The following is a 24,097-nucleotide window of genomic DNA, read 5'->3' on the forward strand; positions in this document are numbered from 1 at the left end:
ACTTTAATTGTTTGGCATAAATATATGGGGTAGAACATTCCTCATTTCAAATTCCTGCCGCCATGAAAAGCTCCACCAGCTTCCTTATTAGATTCTTCCCGAACCTGCGAGCGTAAACATAGCCATTATTATCTATGGCAGTCTTTCTAATTAAAAAAGTGCTGGTAATCAAAAAAATTGAGCGTTTACTTAAATAAATTATTTAATTATTTATAAATGATCTTAGCTTTTGCAGCAAATGCGTCTCGATTAAATGATTATGATTTTTTGTCCAATCCACCAATCTAAGATGCTTCAATTCATTATTTTTGGGAATGAGTACTTCTAAATTAGCTTATTACAGGCGTAAGGGCGGCCTTAGTCAGGAACAGCTCTCATCAGTTTCAGGGGTAAGCACCAGGACTATCCAGCGTATCGAAAGTGGTAAGGTTGAAGCGCATCTGGCTACAATAAAAATGCTCGCTGATGCGCTAGGTATCGAAGCGCAGCACTTGGTTGAAGATCAAGCGCTGTTACCCATTCAGCAGAAAGTTAGAGGAGATAAAATGATTGTATTATTTCACCTTTTGGCGCTGTTAGGACTTTGCTTTCCTATTCTTAATATCATTCTCCCTGGTCTTTTTTGGTTTTTTAAAAAAGATGGGCAGTTAATTTATGACATTGAAGGAAGGTTGGTTGTAAACTTTCAGCTTACCATGTCGATTGCTTTTGTTCCAGCGATTTTCTTAATAATCTTTTTGTTTCCTGTCGGTTTCCCCCTGGTATTATTAATCTATTTTTATACGCTAGTGATGAGCCTTATTAATATTTTCAGGACAATTAACAAGCAAAAGGCGCTCTATCCTTTAACCTTTAAATTTCTGAGGTGAGGCATCAAAATATGCCTTCCAGATCAAAATGACGTGAACCTGTCGTGAAAGTGTCTTAGGTAATCATCGCTATTTACGGTTAAATTTGCATTGCTTAAATACTTTCAAGATGAAAAAACTATTAACGCTGGCATGCTGGATTTACATGCTACCACTATTTGCACAAAACAATATTCAGGTTAAACAACTGAACGGAAAAAAGATAACAGCCCAAGTTTTAGAAGAGCAGTTATCACGTCTGGTTGACAGTGTTAAGATTGCGGGGCTTCAGGTAGCGATCGTTAACGATAACAATATCGTCTATTCTTCCAGTTTTGGTTTTAAGGATCTTGAAAATAAAAGGAAGCTGGATGACAGTACCGTCATGTACGCCGCTTCACTAACTAAACCGGTAAGTGCATATATTTTTATGCGTTTGGTGGAAAAGGGAATATTCAGTCTTGACAGGCCAGTCCACCTGTATCTTAAAAAACCGATAGCTGAGTATCCAAAATGGAAAGATCTTGGAGATGACACCGCATCATTTAATCTGATCACGCCCAGGATGCTGTTAAGTCATAGTTCTGGTTTGCCCGTTTTACGCCAGCTGTATGGCAACAAAGTTAATCTTATTGCCAAACCTGGTGAAAAGTTCTATTATTCCAATGAGGGCATTAATCTATTGGGATTTATGATTGAAGAGTTAACGGGAAAGAAACTCGAAATTATCGCACGTGAAGAAGTTTTTATTCCACTAAGGATGGAATACACCAGTATGATCTGGGAAAAATCCTTTGAAAACAATTTTTCTTATGCTTACTTCAAAGACGGAAAGAAATATGGCTCTGAAAGACGGGAGAGTAGCCGTGCTGCAGGTTCGATGTCAACAACAGCCGAAGATTATGCTCGGTTTATGATCAACCTAATGAAAGAAAACGGTTTATCCAGATCAGGTTATCATGAGATGCTTCGTGCACAGGTCCCGGTGAAAAGTAAACGGGGGTTTGGTCCTTTGAAAGACAGCATTACAAATGAAAATAATGCTATCGGGTTATCATGGGGGCTGGGCATTGGTACATTCAAGTCGGCTTTTGGACGGGCCTTTTTCCATACCGGGCATGGTGATGCTAACCAGAATTATGCTGTAGCTTTTCCTAAAGCTGGAATCGCTGTAATTTTACTGAGCAACAGTGAAAATTTTGAAAAAGCCAACGCCCAAATTTTAAAAATTTGCATCGGTGATACCTATTCGCCGCTGAGATGGCTTGGTCATTTGGGCGAGCCGGCCAAGGAGGAAGTTGTGAAATAACCTGATAATTAAAAAGAAGAGTTGCAATCCTTACAATGAAACTGTTAAAATTATCCTATCTAAAACATCCGTTTTTTCAATTTAGATTCAGCGACATTTTGAAATGGAAATTTAATATATCTACGAATCCCTATGATAGGGGACACTTTTTATTTAAACTAGCCTACTCAGGATTGAATGGCTTTTTTTATTTTTTAGCCAACAATACATTTAATTATTTTTAAGGTATATCTCCTTTGCAAATTTGAACCCCGCCTGACTAAGTCTTTTACAGCGGATATTTGCATGATTTTGCTGGTGTGTACGTCCTTTCTGCATTTAAACTGTCGCGCCATTTCGCTTTAAAGTGACCACCTGTTCAGAGGGAAAGGAACTTAGATGTGCATGGTCCGGTAATCAAATTGGTGGCCAGTTTGGCCCGAAACAGAGGAGTCAACTTTCACCGAAATACACACGTTGGCCAAAAAACCTGCTAAAATGCCCTGGTATATTTTTTTTCACAAACATGCCATCGAAATAAATAATACAAATCCTATAGGAATACTAGATTATTATTTCTAGTTTTGCATCATTATATAATACTTATCCAGAAAGACTGAGGGAAGGGCCCTAAGACGTCTGAGGAACCTATACACTTGTAAAAGGTGCTAATTCCTTTCTGCCCAAGGGTGGAGAAGATAAGTTGGTTATGCATCCGCATGCTAATTATTTTGAGGTCGCTCAAAGTTTTTCTGGTAAAGAACTCCTAAAAAATCAGAAAATGAAGAAAACTTTTACCTTTTTCACGGCTATTCAATTGCTCTGGCTTCCTTTATTGGCGCAGGAAAAACTGAGTGGATTTAAAATTCAAAACATTCCGCTACAGCGAGATATTGAGCAGAAATTTGATGCTGGGCTTAATAAAGAAAATATAGGGGCGACCATAAAAGAGCTTTCTGCCAACCCCCATCACTTGGGCGCTAAGGGCAGTAAAACGGTAGCAGAATCTGTACTGAAAAAGTTTAAAAGCTATGGCTGGGATGCAAAAATAGAGACTTATTATGTTTTATTTCCAACACCTAAAACCCGATCGGTAGAATTTTTAGGAAGCAACAAATACAGCGCCTCGCTTGAAGAAAAGGCTGTTAAGGAAGATTTAGCAACCGCACAGCAAGGGCAGTTGCCTCCTTACAATGCCTGGAGTGCCGATGGCGATGTAAGTGCAGGCCTTGTTTTTGTAAATTATGGTCTGCCAGCTGATTATGAAAAGTTGGAGCGTTTAGGCATCAGCGTAAAAGGCAAGATTGTTATTGCAAAATATGGCAGGTCGTGGCGGGGCACTAAACCTAAAATAGCTTACGAACATGGTGCGGTGGGCTGTATCATTTATTCGGATCCAAAAGATGATGGCTTTGTGAAAGGCGATGTATATCCACAGGGTGCTTACAAGCCAGAATTTGCTGTTCAACGGGGATCGGTAATGGATATGGTAATTTATCCCGGTGATCCATTGACCCCTGGAATCGGTTCTACAAAGGATGCCAAAAGGTTGGAGCGGGGCGATGCCAAAACGATTCTTAAAATTCCGGTTCAGCCTATCAGTTATCATGATGCTTTGCCATTGCTTGCTGCACTTAAAGGTCAGGTAGTACCTACCGATTGGAGCGGCGGCTTGCCCGTTACCTACCACATTGGCGATGGAAGTACCGTGGTTCGTTTAAACCTGGCTTTTAACTGGGATATTGTGCCAGCATACAATGTTGTAGCAAAACTTGAGGGAAGTAAATTTAAAAATCAGTGGATCATCCGCGGTAATCACCACGATGCCTGGGTAAATGGCGCTGCAGATCCGGTAAGTGGATTAGCCTCTTTATTAGAAGAAGCAAAATCTATCGGAAAATTGGCAAAGGCAGGTATAAAACCTAAACGAACACTTGTTTATATTGCCTGGGATGGAGAAGAACAATCGCTTTTAGGTTCTACAGAATGGGTAGAAGACCATGCAGACGAGTTAAACAGTAAAGCGGTTGCCTACATCAATTCGGATGGCAATGGCCGTGGCTTTTTAGAAGCAGGCGGCTCGCATGCTTTAGAAAATTTTGTTTCTGAAATTTCAAAAGATGTAAAAGACCCTCAGGTGGGTTCTAATATTTTTGAACGCTGGAAAGCCAATAAAGCCATTTCTACAGCCTCGCTTACCGAACGTAAGAAAATACAGGACAGCCAAACGCTTGATCTGGGTGCGCTAGGTACAGGATCTGATTATTCTGCATTTTTACAGCACCTTGGTATCCCTACTTTAAGCCTTGGCTTCGGTGGTGAGGATGAAGGAGGGGAGTACCATACCAATTTCGATACTTACGACAACTTTGTGAAGTTTAAAGATCCGGGTTTTGAATACGGATTGGCCCTATCGCAAACAGCTGGCAGGGCGGTATTGCGTTTGGCCAATGCAGATGTACTTCCGTTCAACTTTTCTAATCTTCAGGCTAAAATAGCGACTTACGTTACTGAAGTAAGTACATTGGCAAAGCAGCTCCGGGAAGGTGCGCAAAGCCAGAATAAGCTCATTTCAAACGGTGCTTATCAGCTTGCCAACGATCCTAAAGAAAACTTGAAAAATCCTCCTGTACAGGTCGAATTATCTGAATTTGATTTTAAAGCACTGAACTTAGCAGTAGATAGTTTAAAAGCAGTCTCATCAAAACTTAGTCAGACCGTAACCGCTGCACTTGCTTCGGATACTAAAACTGACCAACTGAATACCTTACTTTTTCAGGCTGAAAAACAATTGCTTCTACAAGCAGGTTTACCAGGGCGACCGTGGTATAGACATAGCATTTATGCCCCTGGTTTATATACCGGTTATGGCGTTAAAACCCTCCCAGGTGTGAGAGAAGCCATTGAGCAGTATCATGCAAAAGAAGTACAGGAACAAATTCTCGTGTTAACAGCCTCCATCTTAAAACTCACTCAATTTCTCAACCAAACCAATCATCCTTAATTATAATCCCTAAACATGAAACTATTTTTTACCCAGTTGATAGTCTGCTTTGTTTTGCTTAGCAGTATGCAGGCTTTTGCTCAAAATACCATTCGCGGTAAGATTACCGACAGTAAAGATAAGCAGCCGCTTATTGGTGCCACCATAAAGTTAAAAGGCACGAAAATCGGCACCAGTACCAATGGTAAAGGAGAATTTAATTTAAACATATCTCAAAAAGCTGATAGTATCATTATTCATTTTCAGGGCTATCTAGAGCAGGTTGTAGCCATCAATAACCGATCGGAAATTAATGTGGAATTGAAAGAAGATGTCCATCTTTTATCTGATGTGGTGGTTACTGGCGTTGCCGAAGGTACCAGTCGTAAAAAGCTGACCTTTGCGCTAACAAAAGTGAATAACGATCAGATTAATACCGTTCCGGCAACAGATGCCTCTCAAACTTTAAGAGGAAAAGTTGCAGGGATCCAGATCAGCCAATCTTCTGGTAATTCGGGGGCAACAGTTTATCTGCGTGGCGCTAAATCGGTATCGGGCAATATTGCGCCGCTTTTGGTGGTGGATGGCTTTGTAACAGCATTAAACCTGTCTGACTTAAATCCACAGGATATAGAGTCGATTGAAGTGGTTAAAGGTGCAGCGGCTTCGGCCCTTTATGGTACCAGGGGTGAAGGTGGAATTATCCAGGTGCTCACCAAAAAAGGAAAAGGTACTGGAAAGGTAAATATTATTGTCGACAATGAATTTGGCTTAAGCAATGTGCAAAATACGCCGCCAACCGCTCAGTTCCACCATTTTAAGGTTAATGCCGATGGCTCGTTTGTGCTTAATGGCAACGCCAGGACAATCGATGTACAAGCTAACGGTTATTCCCTTAACCTTCACCCATATCCAAATGTATACGATAATGTGGCGAATATGTTAAACAACAATCCGTATTTTACAAATTTTGTTTCTGCATCAACTGCAGGCGATAAATATACGTTGTATGCCTCTTTTCAAAACCAATATAAAGGTGGGGTTGCAGAACCTGTAGGAGCCGATAAAAGACAGACTGCCTTATTTAATTTTGGCTATAAACCGGATAAAAACTTAGAAATTAACCTAAGCCTGCAATACTTTAACAACAAAACGCCTTCTTCATCTATCTCATCAAGTGGTAGCGGTTCATTGTTGTATGCTACTTCACTTTACGAACCTTTCATCAATCTGCAGGAGCGCGATGCTTCCGGGAAATATGCTTTTAAACCCTATGGTTTTGATATCCAGAACTTCAATGTGAACAACCCTTTTTACCAACTGAGTTACCGTGAATATGAAAACAACAGTGATAATTTGCTTGCCGGAATAAAAGTGAAATACCAGTTTACCGATAAGTTGAATGCGGAGGTATACACTTCTATACAGAATGAAAACTACAATGAAACAGATTATTATCCGATTGGCTTTCAGACAATCTCTGCCGACATTACCCGCAACAATGGTTATTATGGCGAACAGACATCAAAAACCACTTCCAAAAATGGTCAGGCCCAGCTAAACTATAACAATAAATTCAACGATTTCGATTTCGGAGCAACGCTAAAGGCGGTATACGAAGAAAACAGGTTTACTTCATTATCTGGCTCTGGCTATAATCTAAGCGCACCGGTTAAAAGTTTAGGAGCTGCATCTGCCGATAGTAGAAGCATTGGCTCTACCTGGGAACAAACAGTTAACTACGGTTACTTTTTAAACTTAAAAGCCGCTTGGAAAGAAAAGATTTTTGTCGATGTACTAGGCCGCTTGGATAACAGTTCCAGGTTTGGTGCTGACGTTGGAACAGCGTTTTTTCCAAGGGTATCTACCGCATACCGTTTAACAGAAGATGTGAAATTGGGTATCATTAACGAATTAAAACTGAGGGTAGCCTATGGTAAGGCCGGAAGTTTGCCTCCCTTTGGTGCTAAGGATAGTCAGGTTTCCTTATCCAGTTCTGGCGGCGTAAGCTATAATCAACGTGAAAATACAGATCTTAAAAGGGCCATCACCTCTGAGCTTGAGTTTGGTATTGATGCCCAGTTGTTTAAACGGATTAATGTTCAGGCCAATTATGCTTTTTCGAAAAGTATAAACGATTTTATCCTCGTTCCGGCTTTTCCACCAACTACAGGCTCGGCAAGAATTTACGGGAATTTGGGCGCTGTAAAATCGAACTCGCTCGAACTCGAAATCAATGGCAATGTGATCACCAAAAATGCCTTTACCTGGAATACCGGAATTACCTTTAGCAGGATTAGAAGTAAGATTACCTCTTTGGGCGACGTGCCTGAGTTTACAGATGGCGATTTTAGAAAAGCACCTGGGGTTAGTCCTTTTGCCTTTTATGGTTACAGTGTGCTAACAGGTCTCGATCAATTGGAAACCAATGCACAGGGGCTGGTTACCAATGCAGCAGGTGGAATTTACAAGCTGAGCGATTTTGCTGTTAACCAATTGGGGTTTGTGGTTTTGAAAAGCCAGCAAGGTACTGCAGCCGAAACGCCTTTGTTATACCAAAATGCAGCTACTGGTAATTCGAAGATTATCGGAGATGCACAGCCCGATTTTATTGTCGGTTTTTCAAATACTTTCAATATCGGTCCATTGTCTCTTTATGCTGTTTTGGATTGGAAACAAGGTGGACAGAAATATAATGAAACGCAGCAATACCTTACCTATCAATACCGTTCTCCATTTTCTGATCAGGCTGCACAGGCTGGTTTGCCGCTTGCTTTTACTACAGCAGTTTTTAATGCCCAGCAAACCACCGACTACTGGTTGCAGAACAGCAGTTATGTTTCGTTAAGAGAACTTTCGTTAAGCTATAAGTTGCCGCTAAAAGCCATAGGAATAAACCGTGTTTTAAGTAATGCCCGCTTAGCGCTTGTTGGCCGTAACCTATACACCTGGACATCCTTTACCGGAGTAACGCCAGAGGGCAATCAGGATTTTTACGATTATCCAAACTACCGCATTTACAGCGCAAAACTTACGCTAAACTTTTAACGAACAGAAAATGAAAAATATATTCTACATATCTCTTATTGCCTTAAGCCTTAGCGGCTGCAAAAAAACCGATTTTGATAACCCAACAACGCTTACTAATCAGGAAGCTATCGAACAGATCAAAGATTTGGGGCTAAAATTAACCACAAGTAGTGTACAAACTGTTTTTAGCACTTCAACAAGTGCATCGGGTACGCATTTTAGTCTTTTGGCCGATCAGACCACCAATACCAATGGGAACTCTTCCTGGTGGGATTTTGCGAATGAACCACGCTTAAGGCTCAACAACAACACTTCTTACCGTGGCGCAGTTACCTGGAATACTTTTTACAATAACTTTTATCAGGCCAATTTAGATGCTACCCTGGCGTTGGATATTATTGAAAAGCAGGGTAAAAAGATTTACGATACACAGGGGGCAGATAGAACGCAGGATTGCCTTATAGCCGCCTATTATGCCAAAGGCATAGCCCAAGGCTATCTTGGTGTTATTTTCGACCGTGGCATTATTGTGGATGACGTGAACTTGAGCACGAAAGATTTCCCGGATTCGTACAAGGCCTTAATTGCGAACGGAATCAAGCTGATTGACAAATCTATAGCGCTGGCTGAAGCAAATGCGCAGTTTAAATTTGATTTCCTCAGTGGAAAAACATTCAGTAAAGCAGATTTTATTAAACTGGCCAATTCGATGGCTGCAAGGATTTTATCTTCTGAGGCACGTGATAAAACCGAAGCTGAAAAAATTGGCGATGTACAATGGAGCAAAGTTTTGGCTTATGCCGAAAAAGGATTTACCACCGATTTTGTAATCACTACGGTAACAGGGGGGTATTATAATCAGTTATTGACCAATTTATTGCAGCGTAACTCAGATGGTTCTGGTTGGTTGCCACCAGATCTTAAAATCGCCTATTTGGCCGATAAAACCGGAAATACCCCTAAGTTTTACCCTTTAACCGGAATATTACCCAACATTAGCAGCAACGATAAACGTTTCGATGGTTATTTTGGATACACGACAAGTTTTGGAATATTTATCGAATCGCGTGGACGTGGACTTTTTACCAATTGGTACCGAAAAAGATGGTATAATACAGCCAACACGCTAAACTCACCAGGTGCTGTTAATCCTTATTTCCTGGCCGAGGAGATCAGGCTACTAAAGGCTGAATCCAAATTTTGGCTGAAGGATTACGCTGGCGCAGCTGCCATACTAAATGATCCGGCAGCTGCAAGAAAAGCCGTAGGAACGCTTCCTGATGTTGCCGCCAACCAAGCTGATTTGAGAAAGCAATTGCATTATGAATATGCCATTGAAATAGATGGCGCTGGTGGTGCATTTCTGCCGTTTACGTTTATGCGCAGGAACAATTTGCTCGTAGGCGGTACGCCGACAGAATATCCTTTGCCGCAACTTCAGCTCGATCTGGTAAAACAGCCCGTTTATACTTTTGGTGGCAACGCCTACTTCGGAGAAAAAGGAAAATATGGCGAAGTCGCCACCGCGCCTGATGAAGGCTGGAAAGCTGCTGAAAAATAACGAAACAATATTATCACCCTTTAGAAACTAAATATTATGAAAATTAAACTATTAACCTTAGCCGCAGTTTTGCTTACACTAAGTGGATTTGCGCAACAACCAAAATTCGAAAACCCAAATGCCGATAGCAGAGGTTATCTGGTAAAAGTAGGGGATAAGGCTCCTGATGATTTTGAACTTGTTCTCCATGACGGAAAGAAAACCACGTTAAAAGAATTGAAAGGAAAAATCGTCATCCTACAGTTCACCGCTGCGTGGTGTAAAGTGTGCCGTGAAGAAATGCCCTATTTAGAAAAGGATATCTGGCAGGCCTATAAAGATAAAGATGTGATATTGATCGGTGTTGACCGGGATGAACCCTTAGATGTGGTACAGAAATTTCACAAAGATATGAATATCACCTATCCATTGGCCTTAGATCCTGGGGCTAAAATCTTCCAGAAATTTGCCGATAAAAAAGCGGGCGTAACACGTAATGTAGTAATCGACAGGGATGGTTATATCAGGTTTTTGACCAGATTGTATGATAAGGAAGAATTTAGTCTTCTGGTTAAAAACATTAAAGAATTAACTGAAAAGACAAGTAAGTAAGAATTTTGTTTAATTTGGAGAGGCTGTTTCTTCAAAAGAAAACAGCCTCTTCTCTTTCTATCCCCAGATTTAAGTGAAGCGGAAGCTTTATGGCTTGCAGAAAAATGTAAAGCCATATAAAGTGGGTGTTTGCAGTATAAAATAAAAAGCAGGGAATGAAAAATCCCTGCTTAATTAACTAAATCAATTAATAATTATTTTGCAACAGTAGTATAAGATAGTTTAATTTTATAGGGCCATTGTTCATCGTTCTCATCTTTTCCATCTGTAATATGTTCCCAATGTGTTGTTGGCGCACCACTTACAATAAGCCATAAATATTCGGTTTCTTTAGGTACAATGAATTTCGCAAATCCTTTCGGATTAGATTCTATTTTTCCATAAACTCGTTCTCCGCCTTTTTTAACTGCAAGAAAACTATACCTCCAGCCTGCATACTGAAGATTTATTTTTCTGAAACCATCGGCGCCAGCTAGACCATTAAAAGCAAGTGTAATTACCGTTCCGGCTTTAGGTGTAATTAATTTAATGCCGTTATAACCATAATTTTGTGGGCAATTAATTGGCGATACCCGAAGCCATCCATCCGCCAGCGAATCCAAAACGGTTACATGCTGGTTTGAATAAGATTTGGATGCTTTTTTAGCCTGATCTAAATCCCAGGTAATGAATTTAGTTGCTGCCTGATGCATTTCATCGTTAAATTTTTGCTGGCTCGTACCCGTAATCCTTTTATAAGTCATAACCGGATCATCGCCCTTTAAAGCTTGTTGCCACAATTTTCCTATAAATTTAATGCCGTGTTTATTTGCCCAATACTCAAGCACATACGGCGAGTGATATTGATTTGTTTCATGCAAAAAAGCATAATGTGTTTTTTTGTAATAGGCCTGTAGATGGTAGTTTTCAAAAGTCATCCATTCGGGATATACATGCCAGAGCATAAATTGCGAAGTCATTTCGAAAATGGCCTGACCATGGCTACCTTCTGCAGCATCAGTAAATGCCCATGCGCCATCTGCATGAACCAGATACTGAAAGGAATGACCGATTTCGTGCGCCAATGCGCCAAATGGAGTTTTGCTAATGCGGGACAGAGGAGTCCATGCGATGCCAATCTTGTTTTCTTCACCACCTCCAAAAGCAGTTCCTTCTTTACCTTTGAATATAAAAATTAGAAGTTTGTATTTGTCGGTTACTGATTGTCCTTTATTTACAAAACCTAAACTGTCTACATAAAAGTTGTAAAAGCGATCACACTCTGTGATAACCTGTTTCATATTTAAACGCAATGCCGGATCAGCATTTTTAGAAAGATCATTGCCAAATTCCTTCGACCAAAAAATGGCGATATTGTTTGATTCAATCATTCTTTTATTACTAAACTCACTGTCATCTAGATTAAAATCATTCCCTTTTGGAACCATATATACTTCTCCAGGAATGTAGCGTTTCTTTTTAGGTACCGTACTTGTGTTTTCAACAGTTTGACAGCTGGCTACATTTGGGTAAATACACATCATTATAGCCGTTAATAATCCAAGGTTACACAAAGGTTTCGTGGTATTGGTAGCGTGTTTTTTATGTCCGAACATTTATATGGTTTATGTGAGTAAAAGTTTAACTGCCTGGATTTTATGGTTTTAGTAATTTGATTTTATTTCACTGCCCATTCGTGCACACCCGTAGCATGTTCTGCAGGAAGTTGAATCAACATTTTTAACGCAGTAGTATTTACGGGTTTAAATTTGAGAACATTAAATCTGTCTTTACTGATTTCGTATGCTGTGGTTGTTTCTACCGGAAGCCACTGTTCGCCTTTTTTGTACAATAATTTATAAGAGACAGGTATACGGCAACCACCCCAGGGGCCATCATCATACCAGTAAACTTTCGATTCGCTTACCGTCTGTTCTGATGCAAAATCGTACTGAATATATTCAGTGGTATTCTTAGCTGGCCACCAGTGTAAGTATGGGAAATTGGTGTCTTTAGAATCTGCAGGTTCGTATTGATCTTTTATTGCAGAAAACATTCTTTTGTTTTTTAGAGATGCGGATACTGTGCTTCTACTGGCAATTGTCGCTGCTGGTTTTGGTCTTGCTGCTGATTTTTCGTAAGGTATCCAAACGGTCATTTCACTAGGCCCCCTGTTTGCCCACGCATAGTAGGGAATGGCTTTCACATCTTGATCAACAGTTAAAAGACTATCGCTATTTAACTGTCTCTTTGTGCTTCGCCCGGGAATATTAATGACATCGACACCATTTAAAAGATTAGCATTGTATTGTGTGCTGGCAATGGCATTTTTGTCAATCATGATGTTCTGTACCAAACTATCTTTATTGTCTGGTCCTTCTAGGCAGTATACTATTGGGCCACGTTCGAGTACAAAACGGGAAACATCATCTTTTACGCTGCTATTGGCAATTACCTTATCGGTTTCCATTGGAAGAACAATTGAAATGCGATCGCCCTTTTTCCATTTTCTGGCTAACACGGCATATCCTTTTTCGCTGGTATAATCGGCCCGTTTTCCATTAACTGAAATGGTAACAGGTGTGGCTTTTTTATCTAGAAATGAATATAGATTCCCTGGAGAAGCTTCTTCTTTTGCCCATCCGGGTATCCTTAACCTCATAGTAAATTCTGCTGTTTTCTCCGGATTGATGGAAATGTCAACATTTCCTTTCCACGGGTAATCAGTAGCCTGAACCACTTCGACATTTGTAACGGCTAGTGCAACTTTACTGGTACTCCCCATATAAAGGTTTACATATAAATCATTTTGGTTTTGTGCATAAACATAACCTGGTAATGATGGTAAAAATCTGGCCATATTACTGATGCAACAGGCACAGCTTATCCAGGCGCTACGTTGATGCTGGAACATTGATGCCAGTGGATTTGGATAGAAAAATCGATCTCCGCTCAATGAAACGCCAGATAATAATCCATTGTATAATGTTCTTTCCAAAATATCAATGTATTTAGAATCTCCATGTAAAAGAAACATTCTTTCGTTCCAATAAACGTTGCCAATAGCTGCACAGGTTTCGGCATAGGCAGACATGTTTGGAAGTTGGTAGGCCTCACCAAAAGCTTCACCAGCACCGGTAGCACCAATGCCACCAGTGATATATAGTTTTTTATTTACTACATCTTCCCAGATATCATCTATTGCCGATAGATATTTGGTATCTCCGGTTAATGCAGCAATATCGGCCATTCCGGTATACATATATGCTGCACGGACTGCATGTCCAACGGCTTCATGCTGATCAACAACATGTTTGTGTGCTTGATTGTAAGAATCTCCGTTTGGCCCTCTAACATCTAAAAAGAACTTAGCCAGATCTAAGTATTTCTTATTGGAGATAACCCGGTACATTTTTGATAACCCAATTTCAACAATCTGATGGCCGGGGTAAGCCTCAATCTTGCCCGGACCAAAAGTTTTTACCAGAAGATCAGCATTTTTAATCGCAATATTTAACAAAGATCTTTTGCCGGTTGCTTGATAATGTGCTACAGCTGCTTCGTAAAGATGGCCTGCATTATAAAGCTCGTGGCTCAGTATTTCTTCTTTCTCCCAGCGGTTTGCACCAATCCATTCATGAGGTTTTTTTGCATTAACAGTTCTAAAAGTAAAGAGGTAGCCATCTGGTTCCTGTGCCCCACCAATAATTGTAATTAAGGTATCTATATATGCGGCGAGTTTCGGGTTGGCTTTATTTTGTATGGAATAAGAAGCGCCCTCTATTGCTTTATAAACATCGGTATCATCAAAAGGAAATTCACTCATCTTATCGCCGGCAATTTTTTTTCCTGCGCGAAGGAAGTTATCCATTCTTCCATTGGCTTTACATTGTGCAATTACATATGGAATGGTAACACTGGCATTAACTTCCATTTTTGGCTGCCAAAAATTATCCTGGACATGAACCTTTGTAAATGCCACTGGCTGAATGGGGTAGTCTTTTGTCTGTGCGGAAACGCAAACAGAAGTAGCCGCAAGGAAAAGGCTGACCACTACAATTTTATTGTTTTTTAATCTCATGTTTTTATGGTTATTACTTATTTTAATTGAGATGTAAAGCGCTCAATGTCTTAATGGATAAGTTCGATCTATTAAGGCTATACTATACTTAAAGAGGATAATGGCTGAAATGATTTCTTGTTCAACTTTGTTTTTTTATTAGGTCAAAAAAGCGGCTTTCTTTTTTGAATCAGCTGTTTTAACGCTAAAATCGTTATCCTTAAAAAAGAGGGCCCAGATGGTTTTATTTCCAACCTGGGCCTCATCATCAACGACCTAATTAGGGTTTTTTTGTAATAGTGGGTATTTTTATAGTTACAGTATAGCTGCCTGCAGATAATGCCTTAAAACCAAAAAATACCGGATTTGCATTCCTGTTTTCTACCGTAAACCTTGCGGGGATGCGGTAATAATTTCCCGTTCCGTTATTACCATCCTTAATCGGGAAACCGTTTGGCAGATCTATAAACTCCCATTCGAGTGCAGTTGTTGTTCTTACCACAGGAAAATATGGGTTCATTTGCGAAAAATTACCTCTATCTCCCCTGGTGATTACCTGTCCGGCGGAAGGATCAAAGGCAGCGCCATTTTTGTCTAAAAACACAAACCTGATCTTGTTAGGTCCCTTGTTGTCGTAAGTAACGGTTACGGGCAGATTTACCCTATCGCTGAAACCTGTTTCTGCATCAGGATCAGATGTGGTAACAAACGGCCCGTCATCAAGGGCAAAATATGCCTTGGGTAATAGCTGTATCCTGCATGCATTTAAAATCTGGCGGGTACCTTTGATGTTGCTTACCTCAACATCGATTACATAATTTCCAGTGGAAACAAATGCTGTTGCCTGGGAGAGGGATATTCTTCCCCCAATCTCGCTGATCTCTAACGGTAAAGCAGGTTTGAGCACGATTTTTTTGTTTACCAATGCAACGGTTGAATCTGCACTGGTAATCTGACCGAGAAACTGTTTAATGGTAAACTCTTTTGTCATTTCTGGTGCTGGCTGCCCGGTGTCTGCGTTTCTGATAGCAAGAAGTTTAACCTTCACCGGCCCCGTGGTTCCGTCTAATTCAAGCGCGTTGGAATTTGTTACATTTCCCTGGGTAGCAATTAAAGGGTTCGGACTGTAATACATATAGTCGCTGATGAAACCCTTTTCCACCTTTTTACAGCCAAATAAAATGCCGGTCAAAGCTAGAACAGATATGGATGAAATTAATAATATTTTCTTCATGGTTGTACCTATTGTGATTCCCCGTTAGAATCTGATGAATGTATGGTTATTGCTTAGCACATGGAGCATGCCGCCCGATGATGGTTCGATATCAGTTGTCTGGCACTGTGCTTTAAGATCTACGTTTGGATCATTGGGCTGGGCAACAACATTTGGCGGATCCAGGGTACCCCTGACCTTTATATAATAGAGATAATATATTGGTGCAGATGACCAGGATTCGGCTGGCTTTGGCTGCAAAATCCTTTGGATTGCTGTTTGCGTATTTGCTGCATTATTCACAATGGTTGCCTGCAGCGGTGCTGTCATTAATGTTATCCTTGACTTTGAAATGTAAATCCTAAGCGAATCAGCGTTAATATCCTTATACATATCGGTTAGATTATAGTTATTGTTTTCATCAATACGTCTGACAGAATCTCTTTTTATTTTCAGATAACTGTTGATGGAATAGTTGGTCGGGGCAAAAAAAGTTGCAGCACCATTTACTTCCTCTTTCATATTATAGTGATCAATCACCATAACCAGCGTGTCAAACAAGTGGTATTTGTGCTGTTTGAGATAATCATATGTTGTTAGTGAGGTTTTGCCAACACTTAATCCGCCGTCTGTCAGGTATTCACTCTTCTTACAGCCTGTAAAATATGCAAGCCCTAGGCTGCATATTATAAAATACAACATTTTATTTTTCATTATTTTACATCTTTGAGCTCCAGAAAGGAGTTTGTGTTAACTTTTTGTTTATAACCATTAACGCAGGGTCTATCGGCCAATAATATTTACCGGCATCAAAATCACTTTTGCTCATTTTATCATCACCGAATTTAATAATACCGGTTTTTCTCCCAAGTCTGACCAGGTCATAAAAACGGTGCCCCTCCAAGAAAAGTTCTCTTCCCCGCTCGTCTATAATAGCTTCAAATAAGTTCGCATTTGTCCCATTCCAAGCGCCTACACCAGCTATCTCTCTAACTTCATTTAGTACGGTTCTGGATTGATCAAACTGGTTTAACGCCGCAAGTGCCTCTGCTTTTAACAGCTTTATGTCTGCAAGCCTAAAAATGATGATGTTATTGTGAGCAACCGGGGTAATTACGTTTTGGCCGTTAACGTAGGTAATATTAGCATACTTGATACAGATCGGATCTGTTGAATTTGTCAGTGCGAAAGCATTGGAATACCGCTCATCGTCCGGGTCATCGAAAAGGTTCTTTAACGTAATCGTATTAAGCGGAAAAATTGCATTTCCGGTATTTGTGGTCAAATATGGACTTTTCAAAGTATAATTTGCAATATTGAAGACATTTCCTTCGTTCTCTCCGCTCTGAGCAATCTCAAAAATGCCCTCAGTAGACTTACCTTTGTATATGTTTAGATAACTATCCCTGCTTACATATTGATAAAAATTTTGGGCGATAATCTTGTCTGCGGTTAAATTACAGTTCTGGTAATCGCCCTGCCACGCATAAATATGTGCCAGAAGGGCATAAGCTGAACCTTTGTTGGCCCTAACGGCCCTATTTGTTGCGTTCGCATAATCCCAGCTCAACAGACTTATAGCCATGTTAACATCACTTAAACACTGCGCTAAAACTTCAGATGCTTTGTTGCGTGGAATATCAACGGCATCTGCAATCGCCCCGGTCTGCGTTACCAGGGGAACATCTCCCCAGATTCTGGTCATATAGAAATAATTGAATGCCCTTAAAAAATAGGCTTCACCCAATAGGTTGTTCTTTGATGTAGAAGAAGAAAATTTATCGTCTGGTATGGTTGGGATAAACTTGATACAGCGGTTGATCTGATCTATAGCACTATAAAAGCTATCATACCTTCTCATCTGCATCATTGGATCTCCTGTTTCTGCAGCTGCAACAGCTATCGACCACCTTATTGTGGAAATGTTGTCGAAACGATAAGAAGTCACTGAAGTGAATTCATCGGTTGGCAGATCGCCATAGGCATAAAAAGCAAGTCCATTTGCCTTATTCAAGGTTTTTCTCAATAGTGCATAACCTCCTGCTATACCCTTGTCCGCATCGTTCTCATTTTTCCAAAAGGTAATATCGGTAGATGTGCTGATGGGTTTTTCATCAAGAAACTTCTTGCATGAAGTTGCTATGCTCAATCCGATTGCACAGCATATATATATTGTTAGTCTTTTCATTGTAGTAATGTTTAAAATGTTAAATCAATGCCGAATGTGTACTTCTTAGGAATGGGATAGTCGTTTCCTCCGGAATAGCCATCCACTCCCACAGCTTCCGGATCAGGCACAGTAGATTTAGACCATACTTTTACATTGTCCATCACACCGTAGAACCTGATCATGTTCATGCCTATTTTTTTTGTGAATTTTTGAGGCAAAGCGTAACCCAGCCTGATGTTTTTGATACGTAAGAAGCTTGCATTTTCGACGTACATGCTCTGGCCAATGTGCCATTTATCTACAGTATTGGTTATGAGTCCGGGATATTTGGCAATATCTCCTGGTTTAGACCAGAAATCCGAAACATTAAAGTTTGATGCCGGTCCAGATCGGGGGCCCCAATAGAAGTATGGATCCGATGTTCCGGCATCCTGAAATTTGTCTGAAAGATAACCATTGCGTAGGCTGCGACCTGAAATGAAAGTGACCAGAACATCAAGAGAAAAGCCTTTATAAGAAAATGAATTGTTCATACCACCTGTAATATCCGGATTTGGGTTTCCATATGATACATAGTCATTATAATCGATGTTGTAATCTCCATTCTGATCTGCCCTTGCCGGATCACCTGCACTATATTGTGCCCCGCCGAAGTGGGTAATCCGCTTGCCTGTCTTCGGGTCTACAGGAACATCGGCGTCTGTTGAATAGATACTTTTAACGTCCCAGACCTTATAGGTGAACAGAGGTTCGCCAACGCTCAATGTCTGTTGTAGCCAGGGTGGCCCGAAAGTGAAATCTCTTCCCCCGTTTGGCAGTTTGGTAATATAATTATCGTTGTAGGCTATATTGAAGTTGGTTGTCCATTGAAATTTTGAAGCCGGACCGAAATTTCTCGTAGTTAAAGTTAACTCAACACCCGAATTGCGCAGATCAACATAGTTGTTTGAGATTTGGGAATATCCGCTGGTAAGCGGTACGGCCACCTGGAATACCTTGCTTTTAGAGTCCCGGATATAATAATCGGCTGTTAAGGTTATCCGGTCCTTAAACAATCCCAAATCGATTCCCGCATTAAACTGTGGACTTCTTTCCCAGCTAATCGAACTGGCCGAAGCTGCCCCGTAATAATCTGGGTATAATACCTGTGTGCCATTATAGGTATTCTGGAAGCCACCTACACCATTTGCCAGTACTGATGTTGGATAACTTGCATCACCTATTAACGATTGGTATTGGGCATAATAGGCGCCGGGATCATTGCCGGTTACTCCATAACTGGCCCTAAGCTTTAAATAGGAGAGAATATTCTTTACCGGGGAGAAGAAACTTTCCTCAGATGCATTCCACCCTGCCGATACCGATGGAAACGAGCCCCAGCGGCTATCAGCACTGTATCTTGAAGATGCATCGGCACGGTAAACAGCCTGTAACAGGTATTTTCCCTTGTAATCATAGACAAAACTTCCCATCCATGATAAACGGGAGCGTTGCTGGATATCATTGCTTACAAACAAATTTGGGCCGGCGGCTATGCCTGTAACCGTTTTTACTGCATCCGAATTTCCTATGCTGGAGCTGTAGGTGTTATTGAGTATGTTTTTTTCCATTCCCTGTAGCAGGACAATGTTAAAGTTATGCCCGCTCTTCAGTGACTTGTAGTAGTTCAATGTGTTTTCCAATTCCCATCGGTTAGTCTGATAGATATATCCATAAGCTTCATTCTGGCCGCTGGAACTTAAAAGATTTGGTTTAAAATAGCTTCTTGTATTATTGTTTACATTGTACGATATCGTGCTTTTTAAGTTTAAGCCAGGTATAATGGTGTATTGAGCCATTGTATTACCGTTCAGACTAGTGGTTTTATCATCGTCCCTGAGTTCATCATATCTGCCGGTATATAATGCCTGTTCTGTAGGACCGATACTCCAAAAGGATGAGGGAAAGCCCCAGGTAGTGAATGGGTATTTGTTTTGGTCACCTTGACCATGCTTGGCCTTGGTTAGGCCGACAAAAAGATTTGTCTGGATCAACAGTTTTTGGGTAGGTGATACCTGAAAGAACAGGCTGGGCGTAACCCTGTTGATATCATAACCTTTCATTACCCCTTCCTCAAAATAACGGTTGAAAGAGAATCTGTATGAATATTTATCCGTTGCCGCTGCTATGCTTGCATCAATATTGCTGATGTTTCCCGTTTGAAGAAATAATCCCTGCCAGTCTGTATTGTTGTTGAAGGCAGTATTTAAACTGTCTGTCAACATCATATTCAGGTTTTTGAGCCGGTCATACGATGCGTTACCTCCATACAGTAAGTCCATTTTCAATCTTCTCTCTGCAGTACCTGTCTGGATAGGCTTCAATGCCGGTTTATTGGCAATTCCAAAATAGCTTGAAATTCTAATCTGAGGTGGCGCGCCGGCTATAGCCCGTTTGGTCTTAACAATAATAACGCCGTTGGCAGCCCTGGCACCATAAACGGCTGAAGCAGATGCATCCTTTAATACGTCAACAGATTCGATGTCGTTGGGGTTGATCGCCTGCAAGGGACTGCTCCCATAGGCTGACCCAATGTCATTTACATCATAGATCACGCCATCAATAACGTATAACGGTGAGCTGCTTTGACCTAAGTTTACGTTGCTTGCACCACGGATGTTAACAATGTTGTTTCCTCCAGGTTCGCCTGAGGTACTTAAAACGGTTAATCCCGCAACCCTTCCCTGTAGCATTGCATCAAAAGTAGAATAAGGCGTGTTTTCAAAATCTTTTCCCTTTACAGACGAGATTGCTCCAGCGGTCTTTCTTCTCTGGATGTTCTGATACCCTATGGCAACCACCTCATTCAGGGAATTGTTATCTTCCGCAAGCTCAATATTTATGGCTGTCTTGCCTGCAACAGATATTTCTTTTGTCTTATAGCCAACAATGCTGACCGTCAAGATCGAAGATCCTTCCTTTAAGGTTAACGAGAAGTTTCCCTTAATATCAGAAGAGGTCCCATTAGTTGTACCCTTTTGTTTAATAGATGCCCCGGGTATGGGCCCGTTTTTCCCATCAGTTACCGTACCGGTAATTTTGGTCTGTGCAAAGGTAAGAAAAGGCATAATCAGAAATATAAGGATGCCTAATAACTTACCCCACCTCAAAGTAAAGTTTAATTTCATTAGCTTAATTGATTAGTTTATTAGTTTATTAGTTTTTTTGGTTAGTTTAAGCGTCGTTATAACGTTTATAAATTTAGCCATTAAAAGTGTTCAGTCGTAATGATTATTTTACCTGATTTAGATCACTTTTTAACCGAAATGTAGAATAATGCCCTTTGCAAAAGGTATAGTTATTACTAAGTTAGATTTCGTTCTAGATTTATTGATGAGGAATGGACATCGGGAAATGTTAAAAAAAATCCCATTTTATGAATGTTCTGATTGTTAACCTCTTGAGATTATTCAAATGTACACTGGTCTACAACTTTTGCATATACTAGGGCTAGTTTTGCCGTCATTTTAAAGGCATTAGTATTTATAGCGCAAATTATATAAAGCCCCGATCAAAATTTTATATTGATAAAGGTTACAGGATTTTCTGTTGATGGGCGACGGTAATAAGCTCAGCAACATTTTTAACCTCGAACTTTTGGATCAGGTTCCGCCGGTGGGTATCAACGGTCAAGGGGCTGAGAAAGAGTTCATTTGCGATAACCTGGCTTGTTTTTCCCTGTGCGAGGAGGCTCAGGATCTGTTTTTCTCTCCTGGTGAGCTGTGGCGCACTCCGCAATTCATTTTTGGTTGGGCGGCTGATGATCTCCATGACTTCACGGCTATAGCAGATATTTCCCTGTACCGATTCGGAAATACATTTCCGGAGTTCATCCAGTGAGCTGTTTTTTAACAGGTATCCGCTTGCTCCGTTCTGGATGGTCTGCATAATGATGCTCCTTTCTGTGTGGTTGCTGAGGATGAGTATGATGGTATTCAGGGATACTTTCTTAATCATATGGCAGAGTTCCATACCATTGATATCAGGCAGGGTCACATCCAGCAGCACCAAGTCGACCCGGTTGGTCTGGATATAGTGGAGCAGGTTTGTTCCGTTATGGAAGCTACCTACGATTTTTAGGTTGTGCTCATTTTTCAGCAGGGTCCTGAGCCCTTCAACAACGATCGGGTGATCGTCGACTATTACAGTAAGCAATTTATCCATCGGCTCTGGTTTTTAGTTCTATATCGATTTCTGTTCCTTCGCCTAAGGCGGAGTGGAGCTCAAATTTCCCCTGCAGAAATGCTACGCGGTTTTTCAGGTTGTCAAGGCCCATCCCTTTTTTGCCTTTCAGGGATGCTGTATCGAAACCTACTCCGTTGTCTTCAAAGGTAATAAAAACGGTGTCTTCATTTTGACTGCACTGCAATAGGATGTTGCTTGCCCCGGAATGCTTGAGGGCATTTGAGAGGAGTTCCTGCAGTATGCGGTAGATATTCAGCTGTACGTTCATTGCAATATCCCCGCGGAAGCCAAAGGTTTCAGCGGTGATCTTCAGGCCGTCGCGCATGTAGAATTCGCACAGGTCCTTGATGGCCACCTCCAGTCCGAACTTAAGCAGCGTATCAGGAACCATATTACGGGCAATGCGGCGCAGTTCGCTCACTGAACTGTCCAGCTGCCCAATAATCCGGTTCAGGTCGCGGTCTTCCGAGAGCCCGGCCCTGGTATCGCTCCAGCCGGAGAGTCCTATTTTTACCCCTGCGAGCATGCCACCAAGGCCATCATGAAGATCTCTTGCCACCCGCTCACGCTCGAGCTCTTCGCCGTCCAACATCGCCTTTGTCACCTTTAGCTGCTGCTTTTGTTCCAGCTCGCTCATCTGACGGCGGTAATTGATTTCGCGCTCGGTGGCGAGCTTGCGCCTGGTTCGGGAGCTAAACAAAACTCCAATCAGGAGCATCAAAAGAAAAAAGCACCCGGTTCCAAGTAATAGTTTGTACAGCCTGTCATTGCGAGAGGCGAGCAGTGCCGCTTTATTCTGCGCCTGAAGGGCTGTGATTTTCTGCAGGTTTTCCGCGCTGCGGTATTTGGTTTCGAGCTCATTGATCTTAACTTTGGTCTGATTGGCATTGATGCTGTCATTCACATCCCGTGACCTGTCCATCCACTGCAAGGCTCCTTTGTAATCCCCTAGCTTTTCGCTTACTTTGGCCAGTTCTGAATAAATTTCTGCCCTATCATTGATCTTGGCCGTCAAAGTTCCTTCCCTTACAATATCCAAGAGGACCCGCCGGGCCTGGTCATATTTTTTCTGCTGGCTGTAGATATTATATCTGAGGAAAAACAACTGGCTATAAAGTTGTTTCTGATTAAATTTTTTAGCTAACAATGTCCCCTCATCCACACTTTTCAGCGCTTTACCGTAAGCCTCGGTGGTTGTATAATAAAGCGCCTCATTATAGTAATAAAGTGTATAGTTGAGTGATTCCGGGTGCGGTTTTAAAAGTTTTTGAGCCTGTTGGAGCAGTTTCCATGCCCTTAATGGCTGCTTGTCGTAGCAATGGATGCTTACTCCAGAAAGATAGGCGAAGAGCAGATCGGTTAGTTGCTGCCGTTCGCTTTCCAGGATCCCGATTGCCTTTTGGTTGTAGTCGGCAGCTTTTGAAAACTGATAGTTGTTCATCAAAATGGTGGATAGCTGGTTATAAAAATAGGCAAGTAAGGCTGGCTTTCCAGCTTTCTCTGCATTAGGAATAGCCTTTTCGAGGGTTATCGCCGTTAAAAAATCATATCCCTGCTTATCCACATTCATCAGGCCATAATTATACCAGGCAGCGGCAAGTTTGGCATAGGCTTTTTTTGTTTTGAAGGCTGAAAGCGTCTGGGTTGCTTTTTTAAAGGCCACTGATGCTTTTTCTTTATTCCATGCAAAATAGTACTGGCCCTGATAGAAACTTGAAAGTGCATTCAGATAAGGATCTTTGCCCGCGACCTTTCTGGCTGCCTGCAGATAAGATTTGCTCTTAATGGTATCCTTGAATTTCCAGTATTCCACCAGTTCGTAATTGGCAATGGCCTTGGCGCTGTCGGGGCTTTTTTGCGTTAATACCTGTTGCAGGCTATCCAGATGATGCTTTTCGTCCAATGGTACCTGCTGCTGGCTGAATCCATTGTATCTGAAAGCCTGGGATATCAGTAGTAGAAGAATTATTTTTTTCATGCTTTATCCATCGCTGCCCGGTCGGCTGTACGATCTTAAACAGCCTTCCAAGTTGTCTGTAAATATCAAAATTTAATCTGCAACCCATCTGTATTTTTCTTTCAACAATAGAAAATACCTAAAAACCAGTAGAAAAAAAACGGCAAAAGGTGGTATTCCTTTTGGCCCATAC

The 24,097-nt window shown here is 41.1% G+C and carries 14 protein-coding genes and 1 riboswitch; of the genes, 6 read left to right on the plus strand and 8 right to left on the minus strand.

Annotated elements, in window-relative coordinates:
• The first annotated feature begins 314 nt into the window (after positions 1–314).
• The 6 genes from AC1RJ8_RS16665 to AC1RJ8_RS16690 all read left to right on the plus strand — a co-directional run bounded on the left by AC1RJ8_RS16665 (position 315) and on the right by AC1RJ8_RS16690 (position 10,301).
• A complete protein-coding gene (locus AC1RJ8_RS16665) occupies positions 315–869 on the plus strand; it encodes a magnetosome magnetite crystal formation protein family (RefSeq protein ID WP_492954970.1) in 555 nt (184 codons plus the stop codon).
• A 109-nt stretch (positions 870–978) separates the two neighbouring features.
• A complete protein-coding gene (locus AC1RJ8_RS16670; RefSeq protein ID WP_492954971.1) occupies positions 979–2,157 on the plus strand; it encodes a serine hydrolase domain-containing protein in 1,179 nt (392 codons plus the stop codon).
• A 579-nt stretch (positions 2,158–2,736) separates the two neighbouring features.
• Positions 2,737–2,841: riboswitch (SAM riboswitch) on the plus strand.
• Between the two features lie 76 nt (positions 2,842–2,917).
• Positions 2,918–5,140, plus strand: coding sequence for a transferrin receptor-like dimerization domain-containing protein (locus AC1RJ8_RS16675; protein WP_492954972.1), 2,223 nt, complete (start codon positions 2,918–2,920; stop codon positions 5,138–5,140).
• A 15-nt stretch (positions 5,141–5,155) separates the two neighbouring features.
• Positions 5,156–8,167, plus strand: a complete 3,012-nt coding sequence (locus AC1RJ8_RS16680) for a SusC/RagA family TonB-linked outer membrane protein (protein WP_492954973.1) — start codon at positions 5,156–5,158, stop codon at positions 8,165–8,167.
• A 10-nt stretch (positions 8,168–8,177) separates the two neighbouring features.
• On the plus strand, positions 8,178–9,710 hold the full coding sequence (locus AC1RJ8_RS16685) for a RagB/SusD family nutrient uptake outer membrane protein (RefSeq protein ID WP_492954974.1): 1,533 nt from the start codon (positions 8,178–8,180) through the stop codon (positions 9,708–9,710).
• A gap of 36 nt (positions 9,711–9,746) precedes the next feature.
• Positions 9,747–10,301, plus strand: coding sequence for a peroxiredoxin family protein (locus AC1RJ8_RS16690; protein WP_492954975.1), 555 nt, complete (start codon positions 9,747–9,749; stop codon positions 10,299–10,301).
• Between the two features lie 194 nt (positions 10,302–10,495).
• On the opposite strand, the gene AC1RJ8_RS16695 is transcribed toward AC1RJ8_RS16690, so the two are convergent.
• The 8 genes from AC1RJ8_RS16695 to AC1RJ8_RS16730 form a co-directional block, all read right to left on the minus strand.
• A complete protein-coding gene (locus AC1RJ8_RS16695; RefSeq protein ID WP_492954976.1) occupies positions 10,496–11,896 on the minus strand; it encodes a DUF6055 domain-containing protein in 1,401 nt (466 codons plus the stop codon).
• A gap of 62 nt (positions 11,897–11,958) precedes the next feature.
• Positions 11,959–14,361, minus strand: coding sequence for a glycoside hydrolase family 127 protein (locus tag AC1RJ8_RS16700; RefSeq protein ID WP_492954977.1), 2,403 nt, complete (start codon positions 14,359–14,361; stop codon positions 11,959–11,961).
• 259 nt (positions 14,362–14,620) lie between these two features.
• Entirely contained in the window at positions 14,621–15,574 is a 954-nt protein-coding gene (locus AC1RJ8_RS16705) for a hypothetical protein (protein WP_492954978.1), read from the minus strand.
• 24 nt (positions 15,575–15,598) lie between these two features.
• Positions 15,599–16,267, minus strand: coding sequence for a hypothetical protein (locus AC1RJ8_RS16710; protein WP_492954979.1), 669 nt, complete (start codon positions 16,265–16,267; stop codon positions 15,599–15,601).
• Between the two features lie 4 nt (positions 16,268–16,271).
• Positions 16,272–17,741 carry a RagB/SusD family nutrient uptake outer membrane protein gene (locus tag AC1RJ8_RS16715; protein WP_492954980.1) on the minus strand — a complete coding sequence of 490 codons (1,470 nt, stop codon included), beginning with the start codon at positions 17,739–17,741 and terminating at the stop codon, positions 16,272–16,274.
• A gap of 11 nt (positions 17,742–17,752) precedes the next feature.
• Positions 17,753–20,890, minus strand: coding sequence for a SusC/RagA family TonB-linked outer membrane protein (locus AC1RJ8_RS16720; protein WP_492954981.1), 3,138 nt, complete (start codon positions 20,888–20,890; stop codon positions 17,753–17,755).
• A gap of 406 nt (positions 20,891–21,296) precedes the next feature.
• A complete protein-coding gene (locus tag AC1RJ8_RS16725; RefSeq protein ID WP_492954982.1) occupies positions 21,297–21,926 on the minus strand; it encodes a response regulator in 630 nt (209 codons plus the stop codon).
• Positions 21,919–23,925 (minus strand): tetratricopeptide repeat-containing sensor histidine kinase, encoded by a 2,007-nt coding sequence (locus AC1RJ8_RS16730; RefSeq protein WP_492954983.1) that lies wholly within the window; start codon positions 23,923–23,925, stop codon positions 21,919–21,921. Before AC1RJ8_RS16730 ends, AC1RJ8_RS16725 begins: the two co-directional genes overlap by 8 nt.
• Between the last annotated feature and the right edge of the window lie 172 nt (positions 23,926–24,097).

The sequence above is a fragment of the Pedobacter sp. GW822-FHT03F06 genome, assembly GCF_058801365.1.